Origin of the sequence: Daejeonella oryzae DSM 19973 (genome assembly GCF_000422945.1) — a bacterium.
GTDB lineage: Bacteria > Bacteroidota > Bacteroidia > Sphingobacteriales > Sphingobacteriaceae > Daejeonella > Daejeonella oryzae.
Map to the genome: position 1 here is coordinate 317,136 of NZ_AUHA01000002.1, position 25,675 is coordinate 342,810.

Genomic DNA, 25,675 nt, shown 5'->3' on the forward strand with positions numbered 1-25,675 from the left:
GAGTTTTGAACAGGGTTTTATAATTAAAAATTAAGGTCGTAATTATATATTGTATTCATGTATTTGTTAACGCGGCATTAGCAGTAATTATATTTATCCTTTGTAATATTGCATCAATGACCGAATTAGAAAGATTTCTTTCCTTTATCAAACAACATGCCCTGTTCGGCGAAAGCGAACGGATCTTACTTGCGGTTAGTGGCGGACGGGATTCTGTACTAATGAGCCACCTTTTTAAACAGGCCGGTTACCATTTTGGCATTGCTCATTGTAATTTTAATCTCCGTGGAGAAGAGTCAATAGCCGATGAAGAATTCAGCTCAGATTTGGCTTTTAAGCTTGATGTTCCTTTCTATGGAACGAGTTTTAAAACCGAAGAGTACGCACGTGAAAACCATATTTCTATTCAAATGGCGGCACGCGATCTGCGTTACCAGTGGCTGGAAGAAATCAGGAATGATTTCGATTATCGTTACATCGCGGTTGCTCAGCATCAGAATGATGTTGTGGAAACGGTTCTGTTGAATTTAACCCGCGGTACCGGTATTGCCGGGATGCATGGCATTTTACCTAAACGAGGCAAAATTATCAGGCCGATGCTGTTTTTAACTCGCGATGAAATTAATGATTCCGTCGAAAAAGGAAATTTGTCTTACAGAGAAGATAGTTCAAACAGCTCTACCAAATACGCCCGCAATAAAATCCGGCTGGAAGTAATCCCCAAATTAAAAGAACTGAATCCGCATCTGGAAGAAACCTTTTTAAATAACACCAAACGTTTTGCAGACCTGGAAATTCTACTAAATAATACGCTTCAAAACCTGCGAACTAAAATATTCCAGAATTTAGACTCAGATGAATACCGTATTAATCTGGATGATTTAAAAAATCTGAATCCTTTAAACACGCTGTTATTTGGCCTTTTCCAACCTTTCGGATTTTCGGAGGCTGTTCTGAATGACCTGGTTAAAAGCTGGGAAGGAAACTCCGGAAAGATGTTTTATTCATCCACTCACCGGTTAATTTTAGACCGTAAAAGTGTATTATTAAGCCCGAGACTGACGGAAAAAATTACAAACTATACACTAAATGAAGCTGGGGAGTTTAGCTGGAATAATAGTTTTTACAATAGTTTTGTAACAGATGCCGGCAATCATCAACTAATTAAAGAAAAGCACGTTTTACAGGCTGATTATTCACTTTTGATATTTCCTTTAATCTTTAGAACCTGGCAGGCAGGAGATTTTTTTTATCCTTTGGGGATGAAAAATAAAAAGAAACTGAGTGATTTTTTTATTGAACAGAAAATTCCGCTCACTAAAAAACAGGAAGTTGGAATACTTGTAAACGGCAATGGTGATATAATCTGGATTTGTGGGTACCGGCCCGATGACCGGTATAAAATCAGAAAGGCCACAGAAAAAGTTTTTATCTTAGTGAAGCAAAATATACATGGAAAATAAACCGCTATTTGTAGAAAAACAATATTTAGGCCGTGATTACGGTCGAATCAGTGTCCGAATGGTAATGGCTATATTCTGTTTTGCGGCTTATTATTTCAGCGAAGGCCGCGAAGGTACCAGTGATCTTTTCCTGGTTGTAGGAACGGGTATTCTGGTGGTTTCAGTCATCATGATGTTTTTACTTCATTACCAAACCATTGTTCAAAATAAGAGCATTATCCTGAACGGATTGTGGACCACCAAAGTTGTTAAAATTGATTTGAACAGCATTGTGAATATTGAAAAAATAAAGTACAGCCCTTATCTCATTAATAATCCGGTTTATAATCTCCACCAAAAAGGAACGATTAAATTTTACGCAGGTGGTAAAGACGCCATTAAATTAACCGACCGGGATGGATTGCACTATATCATCGGCACCCATACTCCTTCTGAATTAGAGCAAAGCTTAAGATTAGCTTTAAAAGATGCTAAGCTGAGTTTCAATAAAAATGCTTCTTAAAACAAAAACCCCGCTGTTAGCGAGGTTTTAAGTATAGATTTCTTAATTTATTTTTTCAATCCAATTTCGCGTAAGCGCTCATCCAGATAGTTTCCTGCAGTAATATCATCATATGCTTTCGGATGATTTGCATCCACACATGATTCAAGGCAGGTTAAATCCATTTGTGATTTTGGATGCAGGAAAAAAGGAACAGAATATCTTGATGTTTTCATCAGTTCAACCGGAGGATTTACTACGCGGTGAGTGGTTGATTTTAATTTGTTGTTAGTCAATCGCTGCAACATATCACCAACATTCACTACAATATCTTCAGCGTTGGCCTTAACCGGGAACCATTGTCCGTCGCGGGTTAAAACTTCCAGTCCATCGGCGCTGGCACCAATTAAAAGAGTAATCAGGTTAATATCTTCATGTGCTCCGGCACGAACTGCATCATCCGGAAGCGCTTCGGGATTATCTAAGGGAAAATAATGGATGGCTCTAAGAATTGAATTTCCGTTGTGAACTTTGTCATCGAAATAATTTTCAGGAAGCTCCAAATATATCGCAATAGCTCTGAGTAAATATTTGCCCGCATATTCCAGGCGCTGGTAAACCTCGCGGGTTACTTCATTAAATCGCGGCAATTCCTCCACTGTTACGTTATCAGGATATTCTTCCTTAACAGGATCTCCATCAGTAACAACCTGTCCGCTTTGCCAAAATTCTTTTAAATCGGGAGTTTTAGAATCTTTTGCTTTTTCTTTGCCTTTGCTGGTATAGCCCCGCTGACCGGCTAACTCAGGCTTTTCATATTTCAGTTTATCTTCTTCCGGAAGAGTAAAAAACTTTTTAACCTCAGCATATAATTCATTCATCAGCTCCTGAGTCATTCCGTGATTTGCAATGGTTACAAATCCGGTCTCGTTGTACGCTTTACCAATATTATCAGAAAATTTCTTTTTTTGCTCTGGACTGCCTTTGATGTAATCATTCAGATCAAGGCGTGGAATATTTACTTCTGCTGACATGTTGTAATTTTTGATTTTGAACTAATATACGAGCATTTGTGGATAAGCCCATAAAATTTAAAGACAGGCAAATGCAAATATTTAATTATCAGAATTTTATGTTATCAACATCAATGCTATAAAACAACCTAAGCCGCTTGCTGTTTGCTAATTTGATTTACAGCCAACAATTAGTCGCTTTGCGAATTTTACATTTTATGATAAGTAATGAAGATGATCGTTTACAGCTCTGATCCTGAATAAATGAAAGAAATATTTGAATGGAACCGATTCTTTTTTAATGACCTGCCATTAATTTTTCTTCTGGAGATTGTTGTTCGGGCTACAATCATGTTTGTAGTAATCCTTATCGCCTTGCGATCTTCAGGAAAACGCGGCGTTAAACAGCTTTCGGTATACGAACTGGTATTAATTATCGGTCTGGGTTCTGCGGCGGGTGATCCGATGTTTTATGAAGATGTTGGTATTGTACCCGCAATCACTGTTTTTGTTATCATAATATTATTGTACAGAACCGCCACCTGGTTATCCGGCAAAAGCAAAAAAATTGGACGCTTACTGGAAGGCAAACCTGTAACTCTGATTGAGGACGGACGATTTTCGATTCAAAATTTCGAAAAGGAAGATCTTGCACAGGATGAATTTTTCTCCGAGCTACGACAGCAAAATGTAGAGCATCTTGGCCAGGTTCGTGTAGGGCTGATTGAACCAAGCGGCGAAATAAGCTTATTTTTTTATGAAGATGAGGATGTAAAATCCGGTCTGCCTTTAATACCCGAAGTATTTAACAGAAAACTGGAAATTATTCCCAGCAAAGGAATTTATGCCTGTGCTTTTTGCGGAGAAACTAAAGAAATCACACAAGGTTCTGCTACATGTCCTGTTTGTAAACGGAAAGAATGGGTTAAAGCACAAAGCAACCGCCGGATTTCTTAGAAAGAGGGGATTACGAAACGCTCGCAATTACACGCTCAAGCTCTTCAATGTCAAAAGGCTTTGCTAAAAATGTATCTGCACCGGCTTCTTTGGCCAGAGACTTAATGTCGTTATTTGCCGAAAAATAAATGATTGGGATTACTTTATATTGCTCAACACTTTTAATGGCCTGCGTAGCTTTAATTCCGCCGCCATCCGGAATCCAGTTATCCATTAGAATCACCTTCGGCTGAACCTCTTCCACCACGTTTAAAATGTCATTGCAATGTGTACGGGTATGAACTTCCCAGCCCTGCTCTTCAAGTATATAAGTGCAGATGGATAAGATATCCGTATCATCATCACATATTAAAATTCTTTTAGACATTTTATTCATTATTAGCGGCAACAAAAATATAAAAATATTTATCACACAAGCATTTTTCCTTACAGAGAAATATTTTATTGCATATCATTAAGATACAACCTTCAATATAGGATCATCAAGATGATTACAGACTCTTTTTATCCCAATTTGATGCATAACCAGCAGTGACATTTTCTACATTTAATAAATGTTTAAAATATTAACTTCTTAAATATTAAAGTTTTATAACTTAACATCGCTTTCTATCATCAATTCAAAAGATAATTTAAAATCAATGATAACAGAGCCATTTATAATTGAAAAAGTATTTGATGCGGGCATAGACCAGTTTGGGAAGCCATCTCAAAAAAGGACCAGATGAAAAAATGGTATTTCGATATTGATCCGTTCGAAGCAGTTGAAGGATTTGAATTTAATTTTCAAGGCGGCTCTGAAACTAAAAAATATAAGCACCTGTGTAAAATAACAGAGGTAATTCTTCAAAGAAAATTGAGTTACAGTTGGAAATATGAAAACTATACCGGAAATACACTGGTTACTTTTGAGCTGTTTCCGCAGGATGATAAAACACTATTGAAACTTACCCATCAGGGCTTAGATAGTTTCCCTTCTGACAATCCTGATTTTGCTAAAGAAAACTTTGCACAGGGATGGACGCATATTATTGGTGAAAGCTTAAAAGATTTTTTAGAAAATAAAGAGAACTGATTTTAAAAAATATAAAATATTCCATATATGAACCTATCCGGAAAATTAAAAATTATGCTGCTGATCCTTGCTTTGGGAACAGCTGCAAACGGGGCTTCTGCACAAAATATTAACAAACCCTCATTAAATCACATTGCACTGTATGTTCAAAACCTGCAGGTTAGCACAGAATTTTACAGGGATATTGTCGGGCTGGATACTATTCCCGAACCTTTTAAAGATGGAAAGCACACCTGGTTTACGCTTGGCATAGCCGGACAGCTGCATTTGATTTCCGGTTCCGGAGAAAGTCAGGTACACAATAAAAATTCTCATTTATGCTTCAGCGTAAACTCTATAGAAAGTTTTATTTCCAAATTGGATTCCAATAAAATAGAATACATTAACTGGAAAGGCGACAGCAAATCGCCGACAATTAGAGTTGATGGAGTTATGCAGATCTATTTCCAGGATCCAAACGGGTATTGGATTGAAGTAAATAATGATCGGTAACCAATGCGGTTTAAAGAAAATTTATAAAAGCAAAAAACCCGCTCTACTTTCGTAAAGCGGGTTTGTAGCCCGTAGGGGAATCGAACCCCTGTTTCCAGAATGAAAATCTGGCGTCCTCACCCCTAGACGAACGGGCCTTCATAAAAAAGTTGAAGTAAACTTCAACTTTGGTAGCGGGAGCCAGACTCGAACTGACGACCTTCGGGTTATGAGCCCGACGAGCTACCAACTGCTCCATCCCGCACTGTATTTATTTTTCGGGTTTGCTTCCCGCATAATTTTGATTGCTCCGGTTATGATTCCGGTGAGATTAGTTCTGATTTGGTGATCAGCTTTTTTCTCTTTTTCCAGTTTTTAAAAGCTTCTGATTTTTCGTCGTCGTCCTTTTAAATTGGTCTGCAAAGATATATTTCGTTTCTTTGCAGACCAAATATATTTTAAAATAAATTTTCATGTCACATAAAGCCGGATTTGTAAGCCTCGTTGGGAAACCAAATGTTGGAAAATCCACACTGATGAATGCCCTGGTTGGCGAAAAGCTTTCTATAGTAACTCCAAAAGCCCAAACTACACGTCATCAAATTTTAGGAATTGTGAATGAGCCTGATTATCAGATCGTTTTCTCTGACACACCCGGGGTTATTAAACCGGTGTATGGGATGCAGGAATCGATGATGAACTTTGTAAATGGTTCATTAGTGGATGCAGATATCATTCTTTTTGTAACAGATATTAATGAAAGGCATGATGAAAATGATGTGCTGGAAAAACTTTCAAAAACATCTTCACCCATCGCCGTCATCATAAATAAGATCGATAAATCGACCGAAGAGTTCGTAAAAGAGAAAATTGAATACTGGCAAAACACCTTAAAACCACAGGCTGTTTTTGCAGTTTCGGCCCTTCATGATCATAATGTTCCGGCGGTTATGCAGTTCATTATGGATAATTTGCCCGAACATCCGGCGTATTATGATAAAGACGTACTGACAGATCGCACTGAAAGGTTCTTCGTTTCTGAAATTATCAGGGAAAAAATCTTCAAATTATACGAGAAAGAAATTCCTTACAGCACCGAAGTAATCATTACAGCATTTAAAGACGAGCCAAAAATTGTCCGCATCAGCTCAGAAATAATTGTTGAAAGAGATTCTCAAAAGAATATTATTATAGGGAAGGCCGGCGAAATGCTCAAGAAAGTTGGAACCTATGCCCGAAAAGACATGGAAGAATTTCTTCAGAAAAAAGTTTTTCTGGAAATGTTCGTCAAAGTGATTCCTGACTGGCGTAACCGCAAGAATTATCTGAAGCGTTTTGGCTATGAAGACTAAATTAAGAATACGAATTGATCAGCAACAGTAAAGAATAAATAAATAAAACGGTTTTTGGATCCGGCGATGTGATATCGATATCTGAAATTAAAAAGGGTTTTAGCTCAGCGACATAAAATCGTAACCTAAACCTAAAATCAAAAAATTAAAATGAGTAACATAGTAGCAATCGTTGGTCGTCCCAACGTAGGAAAATCAACTTTATACAATCGTTTAACGGAAACCCGCAAAGCCATAGTTGATGATTTAAGCGGGGTTACCCGCGACAGGCATTACGGCACCGCAGAATGGACCGATAAGAATTTTACAGTTATTGATACCGGAGGATATGTAGCGCACTCCGAGGATGTATTTGAAGCAGCTATCCGCGAGCAGGTGGTTATTGCCATTGAAGAAGCTACCGTGATTCTTTTCATGGTGGATGTAACCACAGGAATTACCGATTTGGATGATGATATAGCCAAATTATTAAGACGCAGTAAAAAGCCTGTTTTTGTGGTGGTAAATAAAGTTGATAACAACCAGCGGTTGAATGATGCACATGTTTTTCACGGAATGGGCTTAGGAGAATTGTATTCTCTTTCGGCAATTACCGGATCTGGAACAGGTGAATTGCTGGATGAAGTAATTAAACATTTTGAAGATATTCCGGAAGATGAGAACCAGCTTCCAAAATATGCCATTATCGGGCGGCCGAATGTTGGAAAATCATCTCTTATTAATGCATTGATTGGCAAGGACCGCAATATTGTAACTCCTATTGCCGGTACAACCCGTGATTCCATACATATCCATTACAACCAGTTTGGACATGAATTTATGTTGATCGATACGGCAGGTCTTCGTAAAAAAACCAAGGTTAAAGAGAACATCGAGTTTTACTCGGTAATGAGAACCATCAAAGCATTAGAAGAAGCAGATGTAATCATGCTGATGATTGATGCGGTAGAAGGTATTGAATCACAGGATATCAATATTTTTCACCTTGCAGAAAAGAATAAAAAGGGTGTGGTTATCCTTGTAAATAAGTGGGATCTGGTTGATAAAGATCATAAAACTACCAAAGAATTTGAGGAGAAAATCAGGCAGAAACTGGCTCCTTTTAATGATGTGCCTATTGTTTTTACCTCGGTTACCGAAAAACAACGTATCTACAAATCCATTGAGGCTGCTGCCCATGTTTATAAAAACAAGCTGAAGAAAATTCCTACTTCAAAGCTGAATGATGTAATGCTTCCGCTTATCGAAAGCTTCCCTCCTCCGGCTGTAAAAGGAAAGTATGTAAAGATTAAATACATTACGCAGATTAATGGCGCATCGCCTATGTTCGCATTCTTTTGCAACTTACCCCAATACGTAAAGGAACCTTATAAGCGTTTCGTGGAGAACAAACTTCGTGATCATTTTGATTTCAGCGGGGTTCCAATCCAAATTTATTTCAGACAGAAATAATCAGACATATTAAATTTATTGATCCAAAAACTCAACAAATGAAACATTTATTAATTTATTCTGCCATTGCATCTATGCTGATTATTGGAGCATGTAATTCGGATAATTCGGCAAATGCCAAAACTGATTCACTGGAAGCCGCAGCTGCTGCTGATTCGATGCTACAGGAAGTATTGACTTCTGATTCATTACAAAAAGATACTGTTAAAGCTGCTGATACTACTTCATCTGCAGCTCCGGAATCTTTTAACTAATCTGCCTGCTGTAAAACATCTAAAGACCGGGTTATAATCCGGTCTTCAGCATTTAAGACCTTATAAAAACCTTCATCACCAAGGTAATAACGGGCCAGCAAAGCTTTAACATCTGTTTCAATCAGTTTTTTAGACAACTCCATCTGCCGCGGCGAAGGACCTATTTTTTGTGCCAAAGCCATTTGTGAAATCTCCTGGTAATCTGCCGGACTTAGTTTAAAGCTCTTCATATAAACCTCGGGATTTATTAAATCGCCCTTTTTATTCAGCAGATGCTGAAATACAAAATCGTTTAAGATTCCCTTTGCTGAGATAGAATAATAGTAATTAGAATATCCAAGTGTGTCTAAAGGCACGTAGATATCGGGCATGATTCCGCCACCGCCGTAAACTACTTTTCCTGACTGGGTGGTATAGGTTTGTTGCTTTGAATACGAAGTATCGCTTAAGCCTTTGCCGTCAGAATAAATCTCTCCGTTTTTAAAGCGCTTTCCAACTTCTTTGTAATATTCTTCTTTCCCCTTTACGTACGATTTCTGAATTGAGCGGCCAAGCGGGGTATAATAACGGGCAATAGTAAGGTTTAATGCAGAACCATCGCCAAAATTAAATTGTTCCTGCACCAGTCCTTTTCCAAAAGAGCGGCGGCCAATGATCGTTCCCCTGCCCAGATCCTGAACCGCACCGGCAACAATTTCACTTGCCGAAGCCGTATTTTCATCAATAAGAACCACAAGTTTTCCCTGCTCAAATTTCCCTCCCGCGGTGGCAAAGTAATCTGTTCTAGGTTCATGTGCTCCTTCGGTATATACAATCAATTTTTTGTTTCCCAAAAACTGATCTGCTAATTCTGTTGCGGAGTTTAAATAACCTCCCCCGTTTTGTCGCAAATCCAGAATTAGGTTCTTCATCCCTGCGTTTTGTAATTTTATTAATGAGCTAAGAAAATCTTCATCCGTTTGATCTCCAAATTTGCTGATTTTAATATAGCCCGTATTTTTGCTGATCTGATAAGCCGCATCAATACTGCTGATTGTGATCTTATCACGCAATACGGCTATATTTTTTAAAACGTTTCGTCTTTTTAAAAGGATGTTAACTTTTGTACCTGCCTTGCCGCGAATATTTTCTACAACCTGCTTGGCGCTGATGCCGATACCCGCAACCTGCTTGTTATTTACTTTCAGAATTTTATCTCCGGGAAACATGCCGGCCTTGTATGCCGGGCCTGATTTATTTACTGACGTTACCAGCAACGTATCATTAAGGATATAATATTCAATTCCTATTCCGTAAAAATTGCCTTCCAAATCTTCAGAAAGTAGTTTTGCATCTGCAGGTGGCAGATAAGAGGTATGAGGATCCAGGTTTTTTACGATTTCTTCAATCACTTTATCCTGAATGGTATCAATTTTAATGGGATCAACATATTTTTCATTGATGATCTGAAGAACTTTATTGACTTTATCCGACCGGTCATTTATTCCGAACTGCAAAAAAGAACCATTTTTTGTATTCGCATTTTCATTTGCAAACTTTGGTCCGGCAATCATCCCCACAATTAAAACTGCTGAATACCCGGCAGCAATTAGCAAATTTCTCTTAGTCAGCGCTCTCATTTCCCCATTAAAGTTCAAATTTATTTAAAATCCTTAACATTCAGCACGGGATTATGTAATCGTAAAAGAATTATCAATAATCATTCTAATCAATCGATAATCGGTGAAACATCTTATAATGGCAAGCGGGAAATGTTTTCTACACCTGCTATTCATAAAATGGCGGCATTTAGTGTCAATTCACATGACTCCCTAAAAAATTATTGCAGTTCCAGCACGAAAATTCGTTCTGGATTTTTATTATAATGTATTTTCGGCTTTTAGATAATATTCCGATTTTTACAGAATAATTTTGAACCATGAACAGAACTACCGAAGAAGCATCTCATTACAACGACCTGGAAAAAATGTCTGTTAGGGAACTTCTTGAAGGAATGAACAGGGAAGACCGCTCTGTACCATATGCGGTTGAAAAAGAAATCCCTCATATAGAAAAATTGGTAGAGGTAATCGCCGGTAAAATGAGTGCGGGCGGACGTTTGTTTTATATAGGCGCCGGAACCAGCGGACGGCTTGGTATTTTGGACGCTTCGGAGTGTCCTCCAACGTATGGAGTTCCATTCGACATGGTGGTAGGTATAATTGCCGGCGGTGATACAGCTATAAGAAAAGCGGTTGAAAATGCCGAAGATGATATGGAACAGGCATGGATAGATCTTCAGGAATATAATATCAATGAAGGTGATGTGCTTATTGGAATTGCGGCTTCGGGAACTACACCTTATGTAATTGGCGGTTTGCGCAAAGCCAATGAAATGGGTTTAGAAACGGGTTGCATTGTTTGTAATTATAACAGTCCGGTTGCCGCTGAAGCCAAATATCCTGTGGAAGTGGTCGTAGGTCCTGAATTTGTAACCGGTTCAACACGGATGAAATCCGGCACGGCACAAAAACTCGTATTAAATATGATCAGCACTTCGGTAATGATTCGTCTTGGACGGGTAAAAGGAAATAAGATGTTTGATATGCAGCTAACCAATCATAAACTGGTTAACAGAGCCGTTAATATGATAATGGAATCCACAAAACTGGACGCAGAAACTTCCATGAAGCTTTTAGAAGAATTTGGAAGTGTTAGGAAAGCTGTAGAAAATGCGCCTGACCGCAACCATCAACTATAAAAACAGCTTCCTGTAAAGGAAGTTTTGAGTATGCACGATATAGAACCCTATTACCGCTGGCGTGATGATTATATTGCTGCCGAAGATGAAAAATCTCCTTTTTTTGAAACGCAGTATAGCGAACTGAGTTTTGATAAGCAGATTTACAATTATTATATCCATCCGCAATGGGATTTTTTCGGATCTCAAACGCTTTACATGAAGGTGATTTTTGCAGATTACGGTCTCGGGTTTGCAATCATAGAATTTATCGGTGAGTGGAATGATGCTCTTTATAATGATATCATGCTTTTAAAGCGGGAGATTCTGGAGCTGATGATGGATGAAGGAATTAATAAATTTATATTACTTGGTGAGAATGTTTTAAACTTTCATTCTTCTGATGATTGCTATTACGAAGAGTGGTTTCAGGATGTTGAAGATGGCTGGATTGCAGGAATAAATTTCAGGGAACATGTCATCAGCGAATTCAAAAGAAATAATATCGACTATTATATCAACTTTGGAGGTGCTCTGGATCAGATTAACTGGCGGCATCTCAAACCGCTACAGTTCTATAAAATAGTGGAGGAACAGCTTACCAAAAGACTCACCTGACAATTATTGCTGCATCGGAATCAATTACTTACTTTAGAAAAAAATATACAATGAAAGAACAGGAAACTATTTATCAGTTAGACGAGAACGGCTTAGCAATTAAAGAAACCGGCATTACCTCCAAAAACTTTTTAGCCAATGTATTTTTATGGATGTTTGTTGCGCTGGGCATTTCGGCCTCTTTTGCCTTTTACTTTTCCCAGGACCCATCACTTCTGAGCATATTAGTCAATACAGAAACCGGAAGAATGACCGGCCTGGGTAAAGCAGCCATGTTCGCTCCGCTGGCTTTTGTTTTATTAATGTCTTTCGGACTAAACAGATTATCCTTCCCGGTTTTGGCATTACTATTTGTAGCCTATTCTGCAATTACTGGCATCAGCTTAAGCTTTATACTTTTCATTTATAGCTCCTCTTCTATATTAACCTGCTTTCTTTCTGCTTCAGCCCTTTTCGGGGTAATGGCAATTGCGGGATATACAACAAATCAGGATCTTACCAAATTTGGATCAATTTTAATGATGTTCCTTGTTGGGATCATTATTGCCAGCGTGATTAATTTTTTCATGCAAAGCAGTCAGCTTGATTACATTATTAGTTTTGTAGGAGTAGCCATATTTGTGGGATTAACGGCGTATGATGTTCAGAAATTAAAACGCATAGGCGAAGGTTTGGAATATGGAACCGCGGGAGCAAACAAAATGGTTATCATGGGAGCTTTAACACTTTATCTGGATTTTCTTAATCTCTTCCTTATGCTGCTTCGATTATTTGGAAGCAGAAAATAAATTACAATATTAAATTTGCCCAAACAGGTAATTTGAGGGCTCTATTCGGAAGATTATTTCGAATAGAGCCCTTTTTCATTTGTATTTTAAAAAAATTCCATACATTTTTGCACTGCTTATTAAGAAAGACGGAGGGATTAGACCCTGCGAAGTCTTAGCAACCTGTGCTTACAAGGTGCTACATTCTATTCCGGATATTTTACCGGGAACAGATAAGTGAAAGTCATCAGATTACCGACTTTTCGAAGATAAGCTTGTTTTAAGATTTGAGATATTAAAACTGGGAATTTAGATTGCTTAATCTAAAACTTCTCCAGCTACTTATCTCCTTTCTAAACTGAGATTAAGTTGATGAAATGAAATTGCGGTTTTCTGGAACCGCTTGGATTTCATATCTAAAATCTCATATCAAATAAATATGAATATCAGAGAAGAATTAAAAAAGCGAATTTTAGTAATTGATGGGGCAATGGGCACCATGATTCAGCGCTATAAATTAAAAGAAAACGATTTTCGCGGAGAACGTTTTAAGAATCATCCATGCGATGTTCAGGGAAATAATGATCTCCTTAATCTCACCAGACCCGATATTATCAAGGCCATCCATGCAGAATATTTGGTAGCCGGAGCAGATATCATAGAAACGAATACATTCAGTACACAGCGTATTTCTCTGGCAGACTACCAGATGGAATCACTGGCTTATGAACTTAGTTTTGAAGGTGCACGTTTAGCCAGGGAGGTAGCGGATGAGTTTACAAAAAACAATCCGTCAAGGCCGCGTTTTGTAGCCGGTGCCATCGGTCCTACAAACCGTACCGCCAGTTTATCTCCCGATGTTAATGATCCCGGATATCGTGCCGTTACTTTTGACGATTTAGTTGAAGCCTATTACGAGCAAGTCCGCGGACTTGTTGATGGTGGTTCAGACGTATTAATTATCGAAACTATTTTTGATACACTGAATGCAAAAGCCGCGATATTTGCAATCAAAAAATATGAAGAGGAATTAAAGAAATCCAATTCTTCTGCCTTGGGAGAAAAGTTTAACGGAAGGCTTGAAATCATGGTTTCGGGCACCATTACAGATGCCAGCGGCCGTACTCTTTCCGGACAAACTGTTGAAGCTTTTCTGAATTCGGTAAGTCATGCCAACCTGCTGAGCATTGGGTTAAACTGTGCTTTGGGCGCAAAAGAAATGCGTCCGCACATTGAGGAACTTTCAGATAAAGCTTCCTGCTATATTTCCGCTTATCCAAATGCAGGTTTACCTAACGAGTTTGGAGCGTATGATGAGGTTCCTCATGAAACTGCTCATCTGGTTGAAGACTTTATGCAGAGCGGCTTCGTAAATATAGTGGGCGGATGCTGCGGAACTACCCCTGAACATATCAAATTCATCGCCGAAAAGGCAGTTAAATATCCTCCGCGAACTCCTGCGGTTATAAAACCTTTTCTTCGCTTAAGCGGATTAGAACCAGTAACCCTTACACCCGAAACCAATTTTGTTAATATCGGGGAACGAACCAATGTAACGGGCTCTCCTAAATTTTCTAAGCTAATTTTAAGCGGAGATTTTGAAGGAGCACTTTCTGTAGCCCGCCAGCAGGTAGAAGGCGGAGCCCAGATCATTGATGTAAATATGGACGAAGGCATGCTCGATTCTGAATCGGCAATGGTTGAGTTCCTAAACCTGATCGCTTCAGAACCTGATATTTCCAAACTTCCGATCATGGTCGATTCATCCAAATGGAGTGTAATTGAAGGAGGTTTAAAATGCCTTCAGGGAAAGGGCATTGTAAACTCCATCTCGCTGAAAGAAGGGGAAGAAAAATTTAAAGAATACGCCGTTAAAATCAAACAATACGGAGCTGCAGTAGTAGTAATGGCCTTTGATGAACTGGGACAGGCCGATACACTGGAACGCCGGAAAGAAATCTGCCGGCGATCTTATGATATTTTGGTTAAGGATCTGAATTTTCCCGCTCAGGATATCATTTTTGACCCCAATATACTGACGGTTGCCACCGGATTGGAAGAACATGCTAATTATGCGGTCGATTTTATTGATGCAACCCGTTGGATTAAAGAAAATCTGCCGCTTGCTAAAGTAAGCGGCGGCGTAAGCAATATTTCATTCTCCTTCCGGGGAAACAACACGGTCAGGGAAGCCATGCATTCAGCATTTTTGTATCATGCCATTCATGCTGGCCTCGACATGGGAATTGTAAATGCCGGAATGCTCGAAGTGTATGAAGAAATTCCGAAAGACCTGCTGGAACTTGTTGAAGATGTTTTATTAAACCGCCGTGCCGATGCTACCGAGCGCCTGGTAGATTTTGCTGAAACAATTAAAACCAAAGGAAAAGTTTTGGTTAAAGATGAGGAATGGCGCAAGGGAAATGTAGAAGAGCGTTTATCTCATTCACTTGTCAAAGGAATTATTGATTACCTGGATGATGATGTGGAAGAAGCCCGGCAGAAATATCCCAAACCTTTGGAAGTAATCGAAGGTCCGCTGATGGATGGAATGGGAATAGTTGGCGATCTGTTCGGTCAGGGAAAAATGTTTTTGCCCCAGGTGGTTAAATCTGCAAGGGTTATGAAAAAAGCAGTAGCCTATCTGCTTCCATTTATCGAGGAAGAAAAATTAAACAATGCAGACAGCAACCAGCGTAAAAATGCAGGCAAAATACTTTTGGCAACTGTAAAAGGCGATGTTCACGATATTGGTAAAAACATCGTGGGTGTAGTTCTTGCCTGTAATAATTTCGAGGTTATCGACCTGGGGGTTATGGTTCCGGCTCAGCGAATAATCGAAGAAGCTAAAAATCACAATGTGGATATTATTGGCTTAAGCGGGCTGATCACTCCTTCTCTGGATGAAATGGTTCATTTTGCAAAAGAGATGGAGCGGCAGGAGTTCACAATTCCCTTGATTATTGGCGGAGCCACCACTTCCCGCATTCATGCAGCTGTAAAAATTGCACCCAATTATTCCGGGCCAACCGTACATATTCTGGATGCTTCCAGAAGTGTGACCGTTTGCAGCACGCTGATGAGCGATGAAAATCGTAAGCAATATATCGATAACACACGTAGCGAATATGACAAAGCCCGCGAAGATCATTTAAACAAGCGTTCTGACAAGCGGTTTAAAAGCATCGGCGAAGCCCGGACCAACAGGTTCAGAATTAATCTGGATTTACATACACCTCCAAAACCTGCTTTTTTAGGAACACGATCGTTTACTGATTACCCTCTTGAAGAATTGGTGCCATATATAGACTGGACGCCATTTTTCCACACATGGGAGTTACGGGGAAGTTATCCGAAAATTTTCAGCGACAGCTTTGTAGGCGATGAAGCAAAAAAGCTTTTTGATGATGCCCAATTACTTTTAAAAAAGATTGTTGATGAGAAATTATTAAGGGCAAACGGTGTTATTGGTTTCTGGCCGGCAAACTCTGTTGGTGATGATATTGTTTTAGACTCTAATCTTTCGGGTAAACCGGGAGCGGTTATCCATACACTTCGCCAGCAGTCAGAAAAAGTTGCCGGTGAACCTTATTACGCACTAGCGGATTTTGTAGCCTCTAAAGAAAGTGGAATACAGGACTACTTTGGCGGATTTGCGGTTACAACCGGATTAGGCTGCGACGAGCTGGTTACCGAATTTGAGAAAGATCATGATGATTACAACAGCATTATGACAAAAGCTCTTGCAGATCGTCTGGCAGAAGCTTTCGCAGAGCGGATGCACGAGCTGGTGCGTAAAGAATTCTGGGCTTATGCTCCTGAAGAAAGCCTCACTAATGAAGAACTGATCAAAGAAAAATATGCCGGCATCCGCCCTGCACCGGGTTATCCTGCCTGCCCCGATCATACCGAAAAACGCACCCTGTTTGATTTGCTGGATGCAGAAAAAACAACAGGAATTCATCTGACAGATAATTTTGCCATGCACCCGGCCTCGGCTGTCAGCGGCTTTTATTTTGCTCATCCGGAATCACGCTATTTCGGGCTGGGAAAGATCGGTAAAGACCAGGTTGAAGATTACGCAATCCGCAAAAACATGTCTATTGACGAAGCCGAAAAATGGCTGAGTCCTAATTTAGGTTATTAAAATAAATGAAAATCACCGACCATATAAAAAACGCTGGAGGTAAAACTCTTTTCTCTTTCGAGCTGCTGCCGCCGGTTAAAGGACAAAGCATCCAGGGAATTTATGATGCAATAGATCCTTTGATGGAATTTAATCCCCCTTTTATTGATGTGACCTACCATCGGGAAGATTATATTTATAAACAGCATGAAAGCGGCTTACTTGAAAAAGTATCTTACAGAAAACGCCCCGGAACCGTAGCCATTTGTGCTGCAATCATGAATCGTTATAAAGTAGATGCTGTTCCGCATTTAATTTGCGGTGGTTTTACAAAAGAGGAAACAGAAAATGCCCTGATTGATTTGCAGTTTCTGGGAATAGACAATGTGCTTGTTTTAAGAGGAGATGCCCGCAAAGCAGATACTTCATTTATTCCTACTCCGGGTGGTCATGCTTTTGCAACCGATTTGCTTGAACAGGTTTACAATATGAATAACGGAAACTATCTTCACGAAGATCATGACACTTCTTTCAGTACTAATTTCTGTATTGGCGTGGCCGGATATCCCGAAAAGCATTTTGAAGCCCCCAATATGAAATCAGATTTTAAATACCTGAAAAAGAAAGTGGAGATGGGTGCCGAATTTATTGTTACCCAAATGTTCTTCGATAATTCTAAGTATTGCGATTTCGTTAAATTATGCCGCGACAACGGAATTCATGTTCCGATTATTCCGGGTTTAAAACCTATAACTTCATCCAAACAATTAATCAGTTTACCTAAAATGTTTCATATCGATATTCCCGAAGAGTTGAGCGAGGAAATACAGAAATGCAAAACAGAGGCGGATGTAAAAAAAGTTGGAATTGAATGGATGATCAACCAGTGTAAAGAACTGATGAGCTATGGAGCCCCAGTACTTCATTTTTATACGATGAGTAATCCGGGACCAACAAAAAAAATCGCGGAAGCTATTTTCTGATTAAAATCCGTTCAGTAACCCTTTCTGATTAAGAATAGTATTCAGTTGTTCCGGTGAAATAAAATGAATACTCTCCCAGCCTATTTGCCGGGCGGCTTCGATATTCCGGAGATTATCATCTATAAACAGAAGTTCTTCAGGTTTCACCTGGTACCGGTCTGTCAGTATCTGATAAAATTCAGGATATGGTTTTCGATTCATTTCGGTTCCGGAAACCACTATGCCGTCGAACCAGTGCAAGAACTCAAAACGGTTTAAAGCGAGCGGAAATGTTTCTGCCGACCAGTTTGTTAAAGCATAAATTTTATACTTTTCTGTTGCTTTTAATTGCCTGAATATTTCTACGGTACCTCTTATTTCTCCGCCCAGCATTTCTTCCCAGCGATCGTAAAAAGCTCTGATGTTTGATTCATGTTCCGGATATTCCTGAACAAGGGTATCGGTAGCAAATTTTAAAGAACGCCCTGCATCCTGTTCTTCATTCCAGTCTGGAGTACAAATTGTATCGAGAAAATCCTGCATTTCCTTTTCATCAGCAAACAGTTTCTCGTATAAATAAACAGGATTCCAGTCAATTAAGACGGCTCCCAAATCAAAAACAATTGTATTTATCATATAAATTATTTCAGCATATACTTTTTAAAATCCTCAAAATCATTGTTAATAGCAACCTTTAATTTTGTTCTGCTTTCCAATTCTTTAACCTGTTCAGGTACCCTAATGCTTCGGGAAATATTGTCTGGAAAAACTTCCGGAAATTTGCAGGGATGAGCAGTTGACAAAAAGACATTCGCACTTTTATCTTCAGGGTGATGAATCTGCCATTTCTGTAAAGCCCGGAAGGCAATTGCGGTATGCGGACAAACCACATATTTGTAATCTTTGTAAACCTGCCGTATGCTTTCAATCGTATCCTCATCCGTAAAGCTGTATGCGGTAACCAGCTTCTTTAAATCGCTGACATTTTCATCAAATAAATCCATTATGCGAACCCAGTTACTGGGATTACCCACATCCATGGCATTAGAAAATGTTTGAACAGATGGTTTTGGTTGATATTTTCCATGCGTTAAAAATGCCGGAACCGTATCGTTTACATTTGTAGCCGCTAAAAATTGTTTAACCGGCAAACCCATTTTCCAGGCCAGCAAGCCCGCTCCTATATTTCCGAAGTTACCGCTTGGCACAGAAAATACTACATACTTTTTACCCTGTTTAAGCAATTGAGAATATGCATTGAAGTAGTAAAAGGTTTGCGGAATAAGCCTGGCAATATTGATTGAATTAGCAGATGTCAGCCTGTATTTCTCATTTAATTCCCGATCGGAAAAAGCTTGTTTAACTAAAGCCTGGCAATCGTCAAATGTTCCCTCTATTTCTACCGCCCTGATATTCTGCCCATGTGTGGTTAATTGTAATTCCTGAATCGGGCTTACTTTACCTTTGGGATATAAAATGGTAACCTGAGTATTTGGAACACCTGCAAATCCCAGGGCGACCGCTCCGCCAGTATCGCCCGAAGTGGCAACCAATACATTCAATTCCTTTTCCCCCTCTTTAAAAAAATGAGCCATAATCCGGCTCATAAAACGGGCGCCAAAGTCTTTAAATGCTAAAGATGGTCCGTGAAACAACTCAAGCACATACAGATTATCCTCCAGATGAATTAACGGAGCCGGGAAATTTATCGCATCACCCGTAATTTTTTTTAAAATTTGTGAAGGAATTTCATCCTTTAAAAAAGCCGAAGCTATTTCAAACGCAATATCCTGAAAAGAATAATCAGCCAGATTCTTAATAAATTCCGGCTTCAGAAATGGAATTTCAGCAGGCATATATAAACCTTTATCCTGAGGAAGACTATTGAAAATAGCTTCTTTAAAAGAAACCCGAAGCGCTTTATTTTGAGTACTGTAAAATTCCATTTTGTTGATTTATGCGTTGAATGAATTACAAGTTTTTGAAAAACATGTGGCAGGTATTTATTAGTTTTTTATAAAACCCTGGGTCCTTCGTTATTAATTGTAGAAATGTAAGCCAGGCTCCTGATGTTTATACTTTCCAGATGCTTTCGCAATGCAGATGTAACTTTCCTTCCTGTTTCTTCATCTTTAACCAAAGCAAAAACAGAAGGGCCGGAACCCGAAATCCCAAAACCCACAGCCCCAGCTTTCATAGCCAGTTCACGTAACTTATAAAAATCAGGAATAAGAATCGAGCGGACCGGTTCAACCAGCACATCTTTCATGCTTCTGCCGATTAAATCAATATCATTAAGAAACAAACCGCTGACCAGGCCGGCAACATTCCCCCATTGTATAACCGCATCCTTGAGCTGGATTTTAGAACGTATCATTTGCCTTGCATCTTTTGTTGGCACATCCACCTCGGGATAAACTACCGCTGCATATAATCCGGAAGGTGTTGGCAGGGCGATCAAATCCAGCGGATCATAACTGCGTATGAGCACAAAGCCGCCCATTAATGCCGGTGCCACATTATCGGCATGACCGTAACCGCAGGCAAGTTCTTCGCCTTTCATGGCAAAAGGAACCAATTCACGGGCTGTGAGCAGATTGCCCATAAGCTGGTTAACAGCAAATAAACCTGCTACGGTACTTGCAGAACTTGAACCCAGTCCGCTTCCGATTGGCATTTTTTTGTGTAGCTCGATTTCAAGCCCAATATCAGGACGGTTTAAATGGCGCAGGTAATGCTGAACACTGGCGCTGACTGTATTCTTTGCTGCATTTAGCGGAAGTCGACCATCATCGCCGGTAATTTTAAGCAGCCTGATTCCGGGCTGCTCTGTTAATCTCATTCTAACCTCATCGCCCGGTTCATTCAGGGCAAATCCAAGAACATCAAATCCGCAAACTACATTGGCCACAGTAGCCGGGGCAAAAACAGAAATTTCAGAACTGATATTGGCTTTTTTCTTGAGAGGATTTATTTCCATATTGATTAGCATGCAATTTCATTTAAAACTAATGAGTTCCTACATTAATGATATCTGCAAAAACTCCCGCAGCTGTTACCTCGGCACCGGCTCCCGGACCTTTTACCACCAAGGGTCGTTCTTTATACCGGTCGGTGCTGAATGAAATAATATTATCGCTTCCCGAAAGGGTATAAAACGGATGATCTTCTCCAACCATCTGCAGCGTTATAGAAACTTTGCCATGGTCCAGCTTACCGATATATCTTAACACTTTTTTGTTTTCGGAAGCCTGATGTTTTAATTGATTGAAGTAATCTGCATTCAGCTCCAGTTGCTGATAGAAATCAGCCACTGTGGATGCTTTTAAACATGCATCGGGCAACATAGATTCAATAGTCACATCTTTTTCTTCAAGAGGATAACCGGCGTCACGGGCAAGGATCAGCATTTTTCGCATAAAATCTTTCCCGTTCAGATCATCCCGGGGATCGGGTTCTGTATATCCTTTGTCCTGAGCTTCTTTTACAACTTCATGAAATGCCTTATCCCCTTTAAAATGATTAAAAATGTAAGAAATTGTTCCGGATAAAATGGCTTCAATCTGTTCAATTTTATCACCGCTCATCATCAGATCTTTTAAAGTACGAATGATGGGCAAACCTGCGCCCACATTGGTCTCATAATAAAAATCTACCCCAAATTTTCTGGCTGTATTTTTTAATTTTTCATATTGTGCAAGACTGGCCGAATTGGCGATTTTATTACAGGTAACTACCGAAATACTTGCCTCAAAAATTGACTGATAAAAAGGAACGGGCTGCGGACTTGCAGTATTATCTACAAAAACACAATTAGGTAAATTCATCGCTTTCATTTGAGCCACAAAAGAATCCAGATCAGCTACTTCGCCCTGATGATTCAGAGCATCTTCCCAATTGTTTAACGAAATTCCTTCAGGCGATAAAAGCATTTTACGTGTGTTACTGATGCCCGCAACTTTTACCTGCAGATCATTATTCTCTGCCAGAAAAGGCATCTGAACCTGAAGCTGCTTAAACAATGTTTTGCCAATATTGCCTGTTCCTAAACAGAACACATAGAGTGTTTTATTAAGCTCGGTATAAAATGCATCATGTACGGCATTTACAGCTTTTGACAGATCCTGATGAGCTATAATAACAGATATATTGTATTCGGATGAGCCCTGAGCAATGGCATGAACATTTACGCCGTTTCTTCCCAACGCCTGAAACAGTTTTCCCGAAATCCCCGGAGTCCGTTTCATATTCTCGCCCACTATGGCTAAAATAGAAAGTCCATTTTCTACTTCGGGTTCATCCAGCTTTTTTGCCTTCAGTTCAAGATCAAATTCCTTTGAAATATGTTCAAGAGCTTTAACTGCATCGGCGGGTTTTACTGCAAATGTAATGCTGTGTTCTGATGAGGATTGTGTAATCAGTACTACATTAATCTGCTCACGCGATAAAAGAGAAAAAAGTCGGCCACTGAAACCAGCCTTCCCAACCATTCCGCTTCCGGCTAAATTAATGATGCTGATCTCGTCAATTGAAGAGATTCCTTTAATTGGCAGAGCGGATGGTTTTGCGCCATGTCTGATGTATGTGCCTTCAAAATCCGTATCAAAAACATTGCGGATCACGATGGGGATTTTTTTCAGGAAAGCAGGCGTCATGGTTGGAGGATAAATAACTTTTGCTCCGAAATACGAAAGTTCCATGGCCTCGGTATAGCTAAGCTCAGGCAATGAAAAAGCTTTTTTAACCATCCGCGGATCGGCGGTCATCATTCCGTTTACATCAGTCCATATTTGTATTTCTTCGGCATCCAATGCCGATCCTAATATAGCGGCAGTATAATCACTTCCTCCTCTTCCTAAAGTAGTAACCCGGTTAGTATCGTTACTTGCTATAAATCCGGTTACAAACAGCATTTTCCCCTGATTTCGATTGATTAAATCTTTAATCAATAGGTCTGTGAGTTCTACATTAACTTTTGCCTGTCCAAAGTTATTGTCGGTTTTAATAAAGGTGCTGGCATCAGCAAATTCAGATTCCGGAAACTGCTGCTTTGCAATACAGCAGATCATAAAAGTAGAACAGCGCTCGCCATAGCTTAACACCAAATCTTTAGCCTGCAGGCTCAGCTCCTGTAAATTATAGATGGCTTGCAGCAGATCTTCCAGCTCGTTAAAATAAATTTTAAGACGGGTTAAAACCGGATTTTGAGCCGAGGCAGGAAGTAAAGCTCTGAGAGTTTCGAAGTGCCGGTACTCAATGGCTTCAAGTTCAGTACTGTAATCCTGACCAAGAGCAGCTTTCTGGGCCATGTCAATAAGCAGGTTTGTGACCCCGCTCATGGCCGATAAAACTACTACAGGTTTTTCGGCCTTTTCCCGCTCCTTTTTTAAAATTCCTAATAATGCAGTGATGCTTTCTATTGAACCAACTGAGGTGCCGCCAAATTTTAAAATATTCATATTTTAAGGTTAAAAAAAAAAGCGCCCCTGGGTGGGGGCGCTTTTTTGTATTTATTTTTCAATTATACCATTAGCATCTCCCCAGCCGAAATTCCCCGGTTGTTGATGTAATTGTAATCATAATAGTTATCAGGTTGTTAAGCATGCTTTTTACTTGTTGTACTTTGTACACTCTAAAGTACTGTTTAATTTCTAAGTCAAAGATTATTTTTGGATTAATTTAAAATTAATGTAAATCTCATCCGCATGTAGCTATTAAATTTCGATCAACCTGATTTAAAACGAAGTGTTCTTAATTAAGCGTTTAAGGTGTAACAAAAAATGTTTTCCTACTTTTACAGCATTATATGCAAGGATTAGTTATTAAGTCAACCGGAAGCTGGTATGAGGTATTAACCCCGGAAGGGAATAGCGTTAATTGCCGAATTAAGGGAAAATTTCGTACACAGGAGATTCGCACCACAAACCCCATTGCAGTTGGAGACCGGGTAGAATTTGAACCGGAACCCGAACAGCAGACCGGCGTAATCAATAAATTACTGGAGCGCAGAAATTACATTATCCGCAAATCGGTAAATTTATCCAAGCAATCGCAGATCATTGCCGCAAATCTCGACCAGGCATTTCTTATTGTTACCCTAGCCTCGCCACGAACCTCTTTAGGTTTCATAGACCGATTTTTAGTTACCGCCGAAGCGTATCATATTCCGGCTAAATTAATCTTTAACAAACTGGACCTTTTCAGCAACGAAGGACTTGAAATACTTGCAGAATATCAATCCATATATGAGCGACTTGGCTATCCCTGCTACAGTGTTTCGGCTACCGAAGGAACTAATCTGGAAAATATTAAAGCTTTGCTAAAAGATAAAGTCACGCTGGTAACCGGTCATTCCGGGGTTGGAAAATCTACATTAATCAATGCACTGCTTCCGGGATTTGAACTCAAAACAGGTGAAATTTCTGACTGGAGCGACAAAGGAAAACATACTACAACCTTTGCCGAAATGTTTGCTTTGCCTTTCGGCGGATATTTAATAGATACTCCCGGCATACGCGAATTAGGTGTGATAGATATTGAAAAAGCCGAGCTTGGGCCGCTGTTTCCGGAAATAAGAGAGCGAATGAGCCTATGTAAATTCCATAATTGCCGACACCTAACAGAGCCCGGATGCGCAGTACTTTCTGCAGTGGAAGAAGGTGAAATTGATCCCTCCAGATATGAAAGTTATCTGAGTATTTATCATGGTAATGAAACAAGGAATTAATATATTCATGTAACTAAATTAAGGCCTCTTATTAACTAATTATCATTTAATAAATTATTATATGAATTTAAAATAAAATAAATATATTGTAAGTATTAATTACACCTGTAAAAGTTATAATGAATACAGAATTCAGATTTACTATGTCAGTTGAGAATTCTATACAATATGAAGTAAGAAGGATTTCTAATTTATATAAATTGGATAATCCGATTCTAGCTGACTATATTAAAACGAGAAAAGCCTTTTGCATAATCGACTCTAATTTACATCACTACGTCAGACAGCTTGAAGATTATTTTATCGCACATCATATAGAAGCATATTATTTCTATCTAACAATCACAGAACACGAGAAAAACATAAAATCTATTATGGATTTTAGTTCTTTCTGTTTCAAACACCAAATTAGCCGTCGCGATACTATTATCGCTTTCGGTGGTGGCATCATCTGTGATTTGGGCGGCCTCTGCGCAAATTTATTAAGACGTGGCACTCCTTGTATTAAAATACCAACAACACTTCTTGGAATTATTGACGCTTCAGTGGGAGTTAAAAATGGAATTAATTTTGCTGGAAGCAAAAACTCAATAGGCACTTATTGTCCTCCCGAAGCAGTTCTTATAGACTTAAGCTTTCTTCAAAGTCTTTCAAAAAAAGAAATTAAAAGCGGTTTAGTTGAGATGATAAAAATCATAGCGTTGAAAGACATTGATACTTGGAATTTATTGAAAAGGAATATGTCCAAATTTTTGAATAAAGATTTTGATAGTCAAGCAATCGAACTAATAGACAGGTCAATAGCTTTTATGTTATCTGAACTTAGAAGCAATTTATTTGAAGATAATTTAAACCGAATTGTAGATTATGGTCATGAATTCGGGCATCTAATTGAGATAATAACCAATCATGAACTCTCGCATGGGGAGGCGGTTGGAATAGGCATGTTATTATCAAACCATATTGCCTTTAAGAAGGGATTAATGGATCAAAGTGATTATGAAGATTTTCAATTGATTTATGACAAATTACAACTGCCCTCTTGGCACAATTTACTTACATCGCAAAAGTTATATGATCAAAAGGATTTCATTAGTAGACATAAAGGCGGAAATTTCAACATTGTAGCTTTACAGAAAATTGGTTCCCCTATTTTTATTAATCAGTTAAGCTTGGATGACATTGAATATGCTGTTAATATCTTAGCTACAGATGTAATTTAATCAAATAAGAGTTAA

At 39.1% G+C, this 25,675-nt stretch carries 22 protein-coding genes, 2 tRNA genes and 1 riboswitch; of the genes, 15 read left to right on the plus strand and 9 right to left on the minus strand.

What is annotated here, in order from left to right:
* Positions 1-116: 116 nt before the first annotated feature.
* Positions 117-1,463, plus strand: coding sequence for a tRNA lysidine(34) synthetase TilS (gene tilS, locus G521_RS0101615; RefSeq protein ID WP_026896953.1), 1,347 nt, complete (start codon positions 117-119; stop codon positions 1,461-1,463).
* The gene (locus G521_RS0101620; protein ID WP_026896954.1) at positions 1,453-1,965 is read left to right on the plus strand and encodes a hypothetical protein; all 513 of its coding nucleotides are present in this window, start codon (positions 1,453-1,455) and stop codon (positions 1,963-1,965) included. Before tilS ends, G521_RS0101620 begins: the two co-directional genes overlap by 11 nt.
* 47 nt (positions 1,966-2,012) lie before the next feature.
* Here the strand turns inward: G521_RS0101620 and G521_RS0101625 are convergent, their stop codons facing one another.
* Positions 2,013-2,978, minus strand: a complete 966-nt coding sequence (locus G521_RS0101625) for an isopenicillin N synthase family dioxygenase (RefSeq protein WP_026896955.1) — start codon at positions 2,976-2,978, stop codon at positions 2,013-2,015.
* Between the two features lie 243 nt (positions 2,979-3,221).
* On the opposite strand from G521_RS0101625, the gene G521_RS0101630 reads away from it, so the two are divergent.
* Entirely contained in the window at positions 3,222-3,914 is a 693-nt protein-coding gene (locus G521_RS0101630; protein ID WP_026896956.1) for a DUF421 domain-containing protein, read from the plus strand.
* A 10-nt stretch (positions 3,915-3,924) separates the two neighbouring features.
* On the opposite strand, the gene G521_RS0101635 is transcribed toward G521_RS0101630, so the two are convergent.
* A complete protein-coding gene (locus G521_RS0101635; RefSeq protein ID WP_185095038.1) occupies positions 3,925-4,281 on the minus strand; it encodes a response regulator in 357 nt (118 codons plus the stop codon).
* Between the two features lie 357 nt (positions 4,282-4,638).
* Here G521_RS0101635 and G521_RS16240 point away from each other — a divergent pair, with 357 nt between their 5' ends.
* Both G521_RS16240 and G521_RS0101645 read left to right on the plus strand, forming a co-directional pair.
* Positions 4,639-4,989 carry an SRPBCC family protein gene (locus tag G521_RS16240; protein ID WP_245580817.1) on the plus strand — a complete coding sequence of 117 codons (351 nt, stop codon included), beginning with the start codon at positions 4,639-4,641 and terminating at the stop codon, positions 4,987-4,989.
* 27 nt (positions 4,990-5,016) lie between these two features.
* Positions 5,017-5,481 (plus strand): VOC family protein, encoded by a 465-nt coding sequence (locus tag G521_RS0101645; protein ID WP_026896958.1) that lies wholly within the window; start codon positions 5,017-5,019, stop codon positions 5,479-5,481.
* Between the two features lie 65 nt (positions 5,482-5,546).
* On the opposite strand, the gene G521_RS0101650 is transcribed toward G521_RS0101645, so the two are convergent.
* Positions 5,547-5,618: transfer RNA gene (locus G521_RS0101650), tRNA-Glu, on the minus strand.
* 31 nt (positions 5,619-5,649) lie between these two features.
* Positions 5,650-5,725, minus strand: a tRNA-Met gene (locus G521_RS0101655).
* Between the two features lie 208 nt (positions 5,726-5,933).
* Here G521_RS0101655 and era point away from each other — a divergent pair.
* The 3 genes from era (at position 5,934) to G521_RS0101675 (ending at position 8,518) form a co-directional block, all read left to right on the plus strand.
* Entirely contained in the window at positions 5,934-6,812 is an 879-nt protein-coding gene (gene era / locus G521_RS0101665; RefSeq protein WP_026896959.1) for a GTPase Era, read from the plus strand.
* 150 nt (positions 6,813-6,962) lie between these two features.
* Positions 6,963-8,264 carry a ribosome biogenesis GTPase Der gene (der, locus tag G521_RS0101670; protein WP_026896960.1) on the plus strand — a complete coding sequence of 434 codons (1,302 nt, stop codon included), beginning with the start codon at positions 6,963-6,965 and terminating at the stop codon, positions 8,262-8,264.
* A 38-nt stretch (positions 8,265-8,302) separates the two neighbouring features.
* The gene (locus G521_RS0101675; protein ID WP_026896961.1) at positions 8,303-8,518 is read left to right on the plus strand and encodes a hypothetical protein; all 216 of its coding nucleotides are present in this window, start codon (positions 8,303-8,305) and stop codon (positions 8,516-8,518) included.
* Here G521_RS0101675 and G521_RS0101680 read toward each other — a convergent pair.
* Positions 8,515-10,137: a S41 family peptidase gene (locus G521_RS0101680; RefSeq protein WP_026896962.1), complete on the minus strand. Its 1,623-nt coding sequence runs from the start codon at positions 10,135-10,137 to the stop codon at positions 8,515-8,517. The genes G521_RS0101675 and G521_RS0101680 overlap by 4 nt on opposite strands.
* 299 nt (positions 10,138-10,436) lie before the next feature.
* Here G521_RS0101680 and murQ point away from each other — a divergent pair, with 299 nt between their 5' ends.
* The 5 genes from murQ (at position 10,437) to metF (ending at position 17,731) form a co-directional block, all read left to right on the plus strand.
* Positions 10,437-11,258, plus strand: coding sequence for an N-acetylmuramic acid 6-phosphate etherase (gene murQ / locus G521_RS0101685; RefSeq protein WP_026896963.1), 822 nt, complete (start codon positions 10,437-10,439; stop codon positions 11,256-11,258).
* A 30-nt stretch (positions 11,259-11,288) separates the two neighbouring features.
* Positions 11,289-11,855: a hypothetical protein gene (locus G521_RS0101690; protein WP_026896964.1), complete on the plus strand. Its 567-nt coding sequence runs from the start codon at positions 11,289-11,291 to the stop codon at positions 11,853-11,855.
* A gap of 50 nt (positions 11,856-11,905) precedes the next feature.
* Positions 11,906-12,643 carry a Bax inhibitor-1/YccA family protein gene (locus tag G521_RS0101695; RefSeq protein ID WP_051189368.1) on the plus strand — a complete coding sequence of 246 codons (738 nt, stop codon included), beginning with the start codon at positions 11,906-11,908 and terminating at the stop codon, positions 12,641-12,643.
* A 113-nt stretch (positions 12,644-12,756) separates the two neighbouring features.
* A riboswitch (SAM riboswitch) is annotated at positions 12,757-12,862 on the plus strand.
* Between the two features lie 199 nt (positions 12,863-13,061).
* Positions 13,062-16,769 (plus strand): methionine synthase, encoded by a 3,708-nt coding sequence (metH, locus tag G521_RS0101700; RefSeq protein WP_026896966.1) that lies wholly within the window; start codon positions 13,062-13,064, stop codon positions 16,767-16,769.
* Positions 16,770-16,774: 5 nt separating this feature from the next.
* A complete protein-coding gene (gene metF, locus G521_RS0101705; RefSeq protein WP_026896967.1) occupies positions 16,775-17,731 on the plus strand; it encodes a methylenetetrahydrofolate reductase [NAD(P)H] in 957 nt (318 codons plus the stop codon).
* Here metF and G521_RS0101710 read toward each other — a convergent pair whose 3' ends face one another.
* From G521_RS0101710 to thrA, 4 genes are all read right to left on the minus strand, one after another.
* The gene (locus G521_RS0101710; RefSeq protein ID WP_026896968.1) at positions 17,732-18,346 is read right to left on the minus strand and encodes an HAD family hydrolase; all 615 of its coding nucleotides are present in this window, start codon (positions 18,344-18,346) and stop codon (positions 17,732-17,734) included.
* A gap of 5 nt (positions 18,347-18,351) precedes the next feature.
* Complete coding sequence (thrC, locus tag G521_RS0101715) at positions 18,352-19,656, minus strand: threonine synthase (protein ID WP_026896969.1); 1,305 nt, start codon at positions 19,654-19,656, stop codon at positions 18,352-18,354.
* 68 nt (positions 19,657-19,724) lie between these two features.
* Positions 19,725-20,702 carry a homoserine kinase gene (locus G521_RS0101720; RefSeq protein WP_407637144.1) on the minus strand — a complete coding sequence of 326 codons (978 nt, stop codon included), beginning with the start codon at positions 20,700-20,702 and terminating at the stop codon, positions 19,725-19,727.
* 16 nt (positions 20,703-20,718) lie between these two features.
* Positions 20,719-23,169 carry a bifunctional aspartate kinase/homoserine dehydrogenase I gene (thrA, locus tag G521_RS0101725; RefSeq protein WP_026896971.1) on the minus strand — a complete coding sequence of 817 codons (2,451 nt, stop codon included), beginning with the start codon at positions 23,167-23,169 and terminating at the stop codon, positions 20,719-20,721.
* A 347-nt stretch (positions 23,170-23,516) separates the two neighbouring features.
* Between thrA and rsgA the strand changes: the two genes are divergently transcribed.
* Both rsgA and G521_RS0101735 read left to right on the plus strand, forming a co-directional pair.
* Positions 23,517-24,437 carry a ribosome small subunit-dependent GTPase A gene (rsgA, locus tag G521_RS0101730; protein WP_026896972.1) on the plus strand — a complete coding sequence of 307 codons (921 nt, stop codon included), beginning with the start codon at positions 23,517-23,519 and terminating at the stop codon, positions 24,435-24,437.
* Positions 24,438-24,556: 119 nt separating this feature from the next.
* Entirely contained in the window at positions 24,557-25,660 is a 1,104-nt protein-coding gene (locus G521_RS0101735; RefSeq protein WP_081674999.1) for a 3-dehydroquinate synthase family protein, read from the plus strand.
* Positions 25,661-25,675 lie beyond the last annotated feature (15 nt).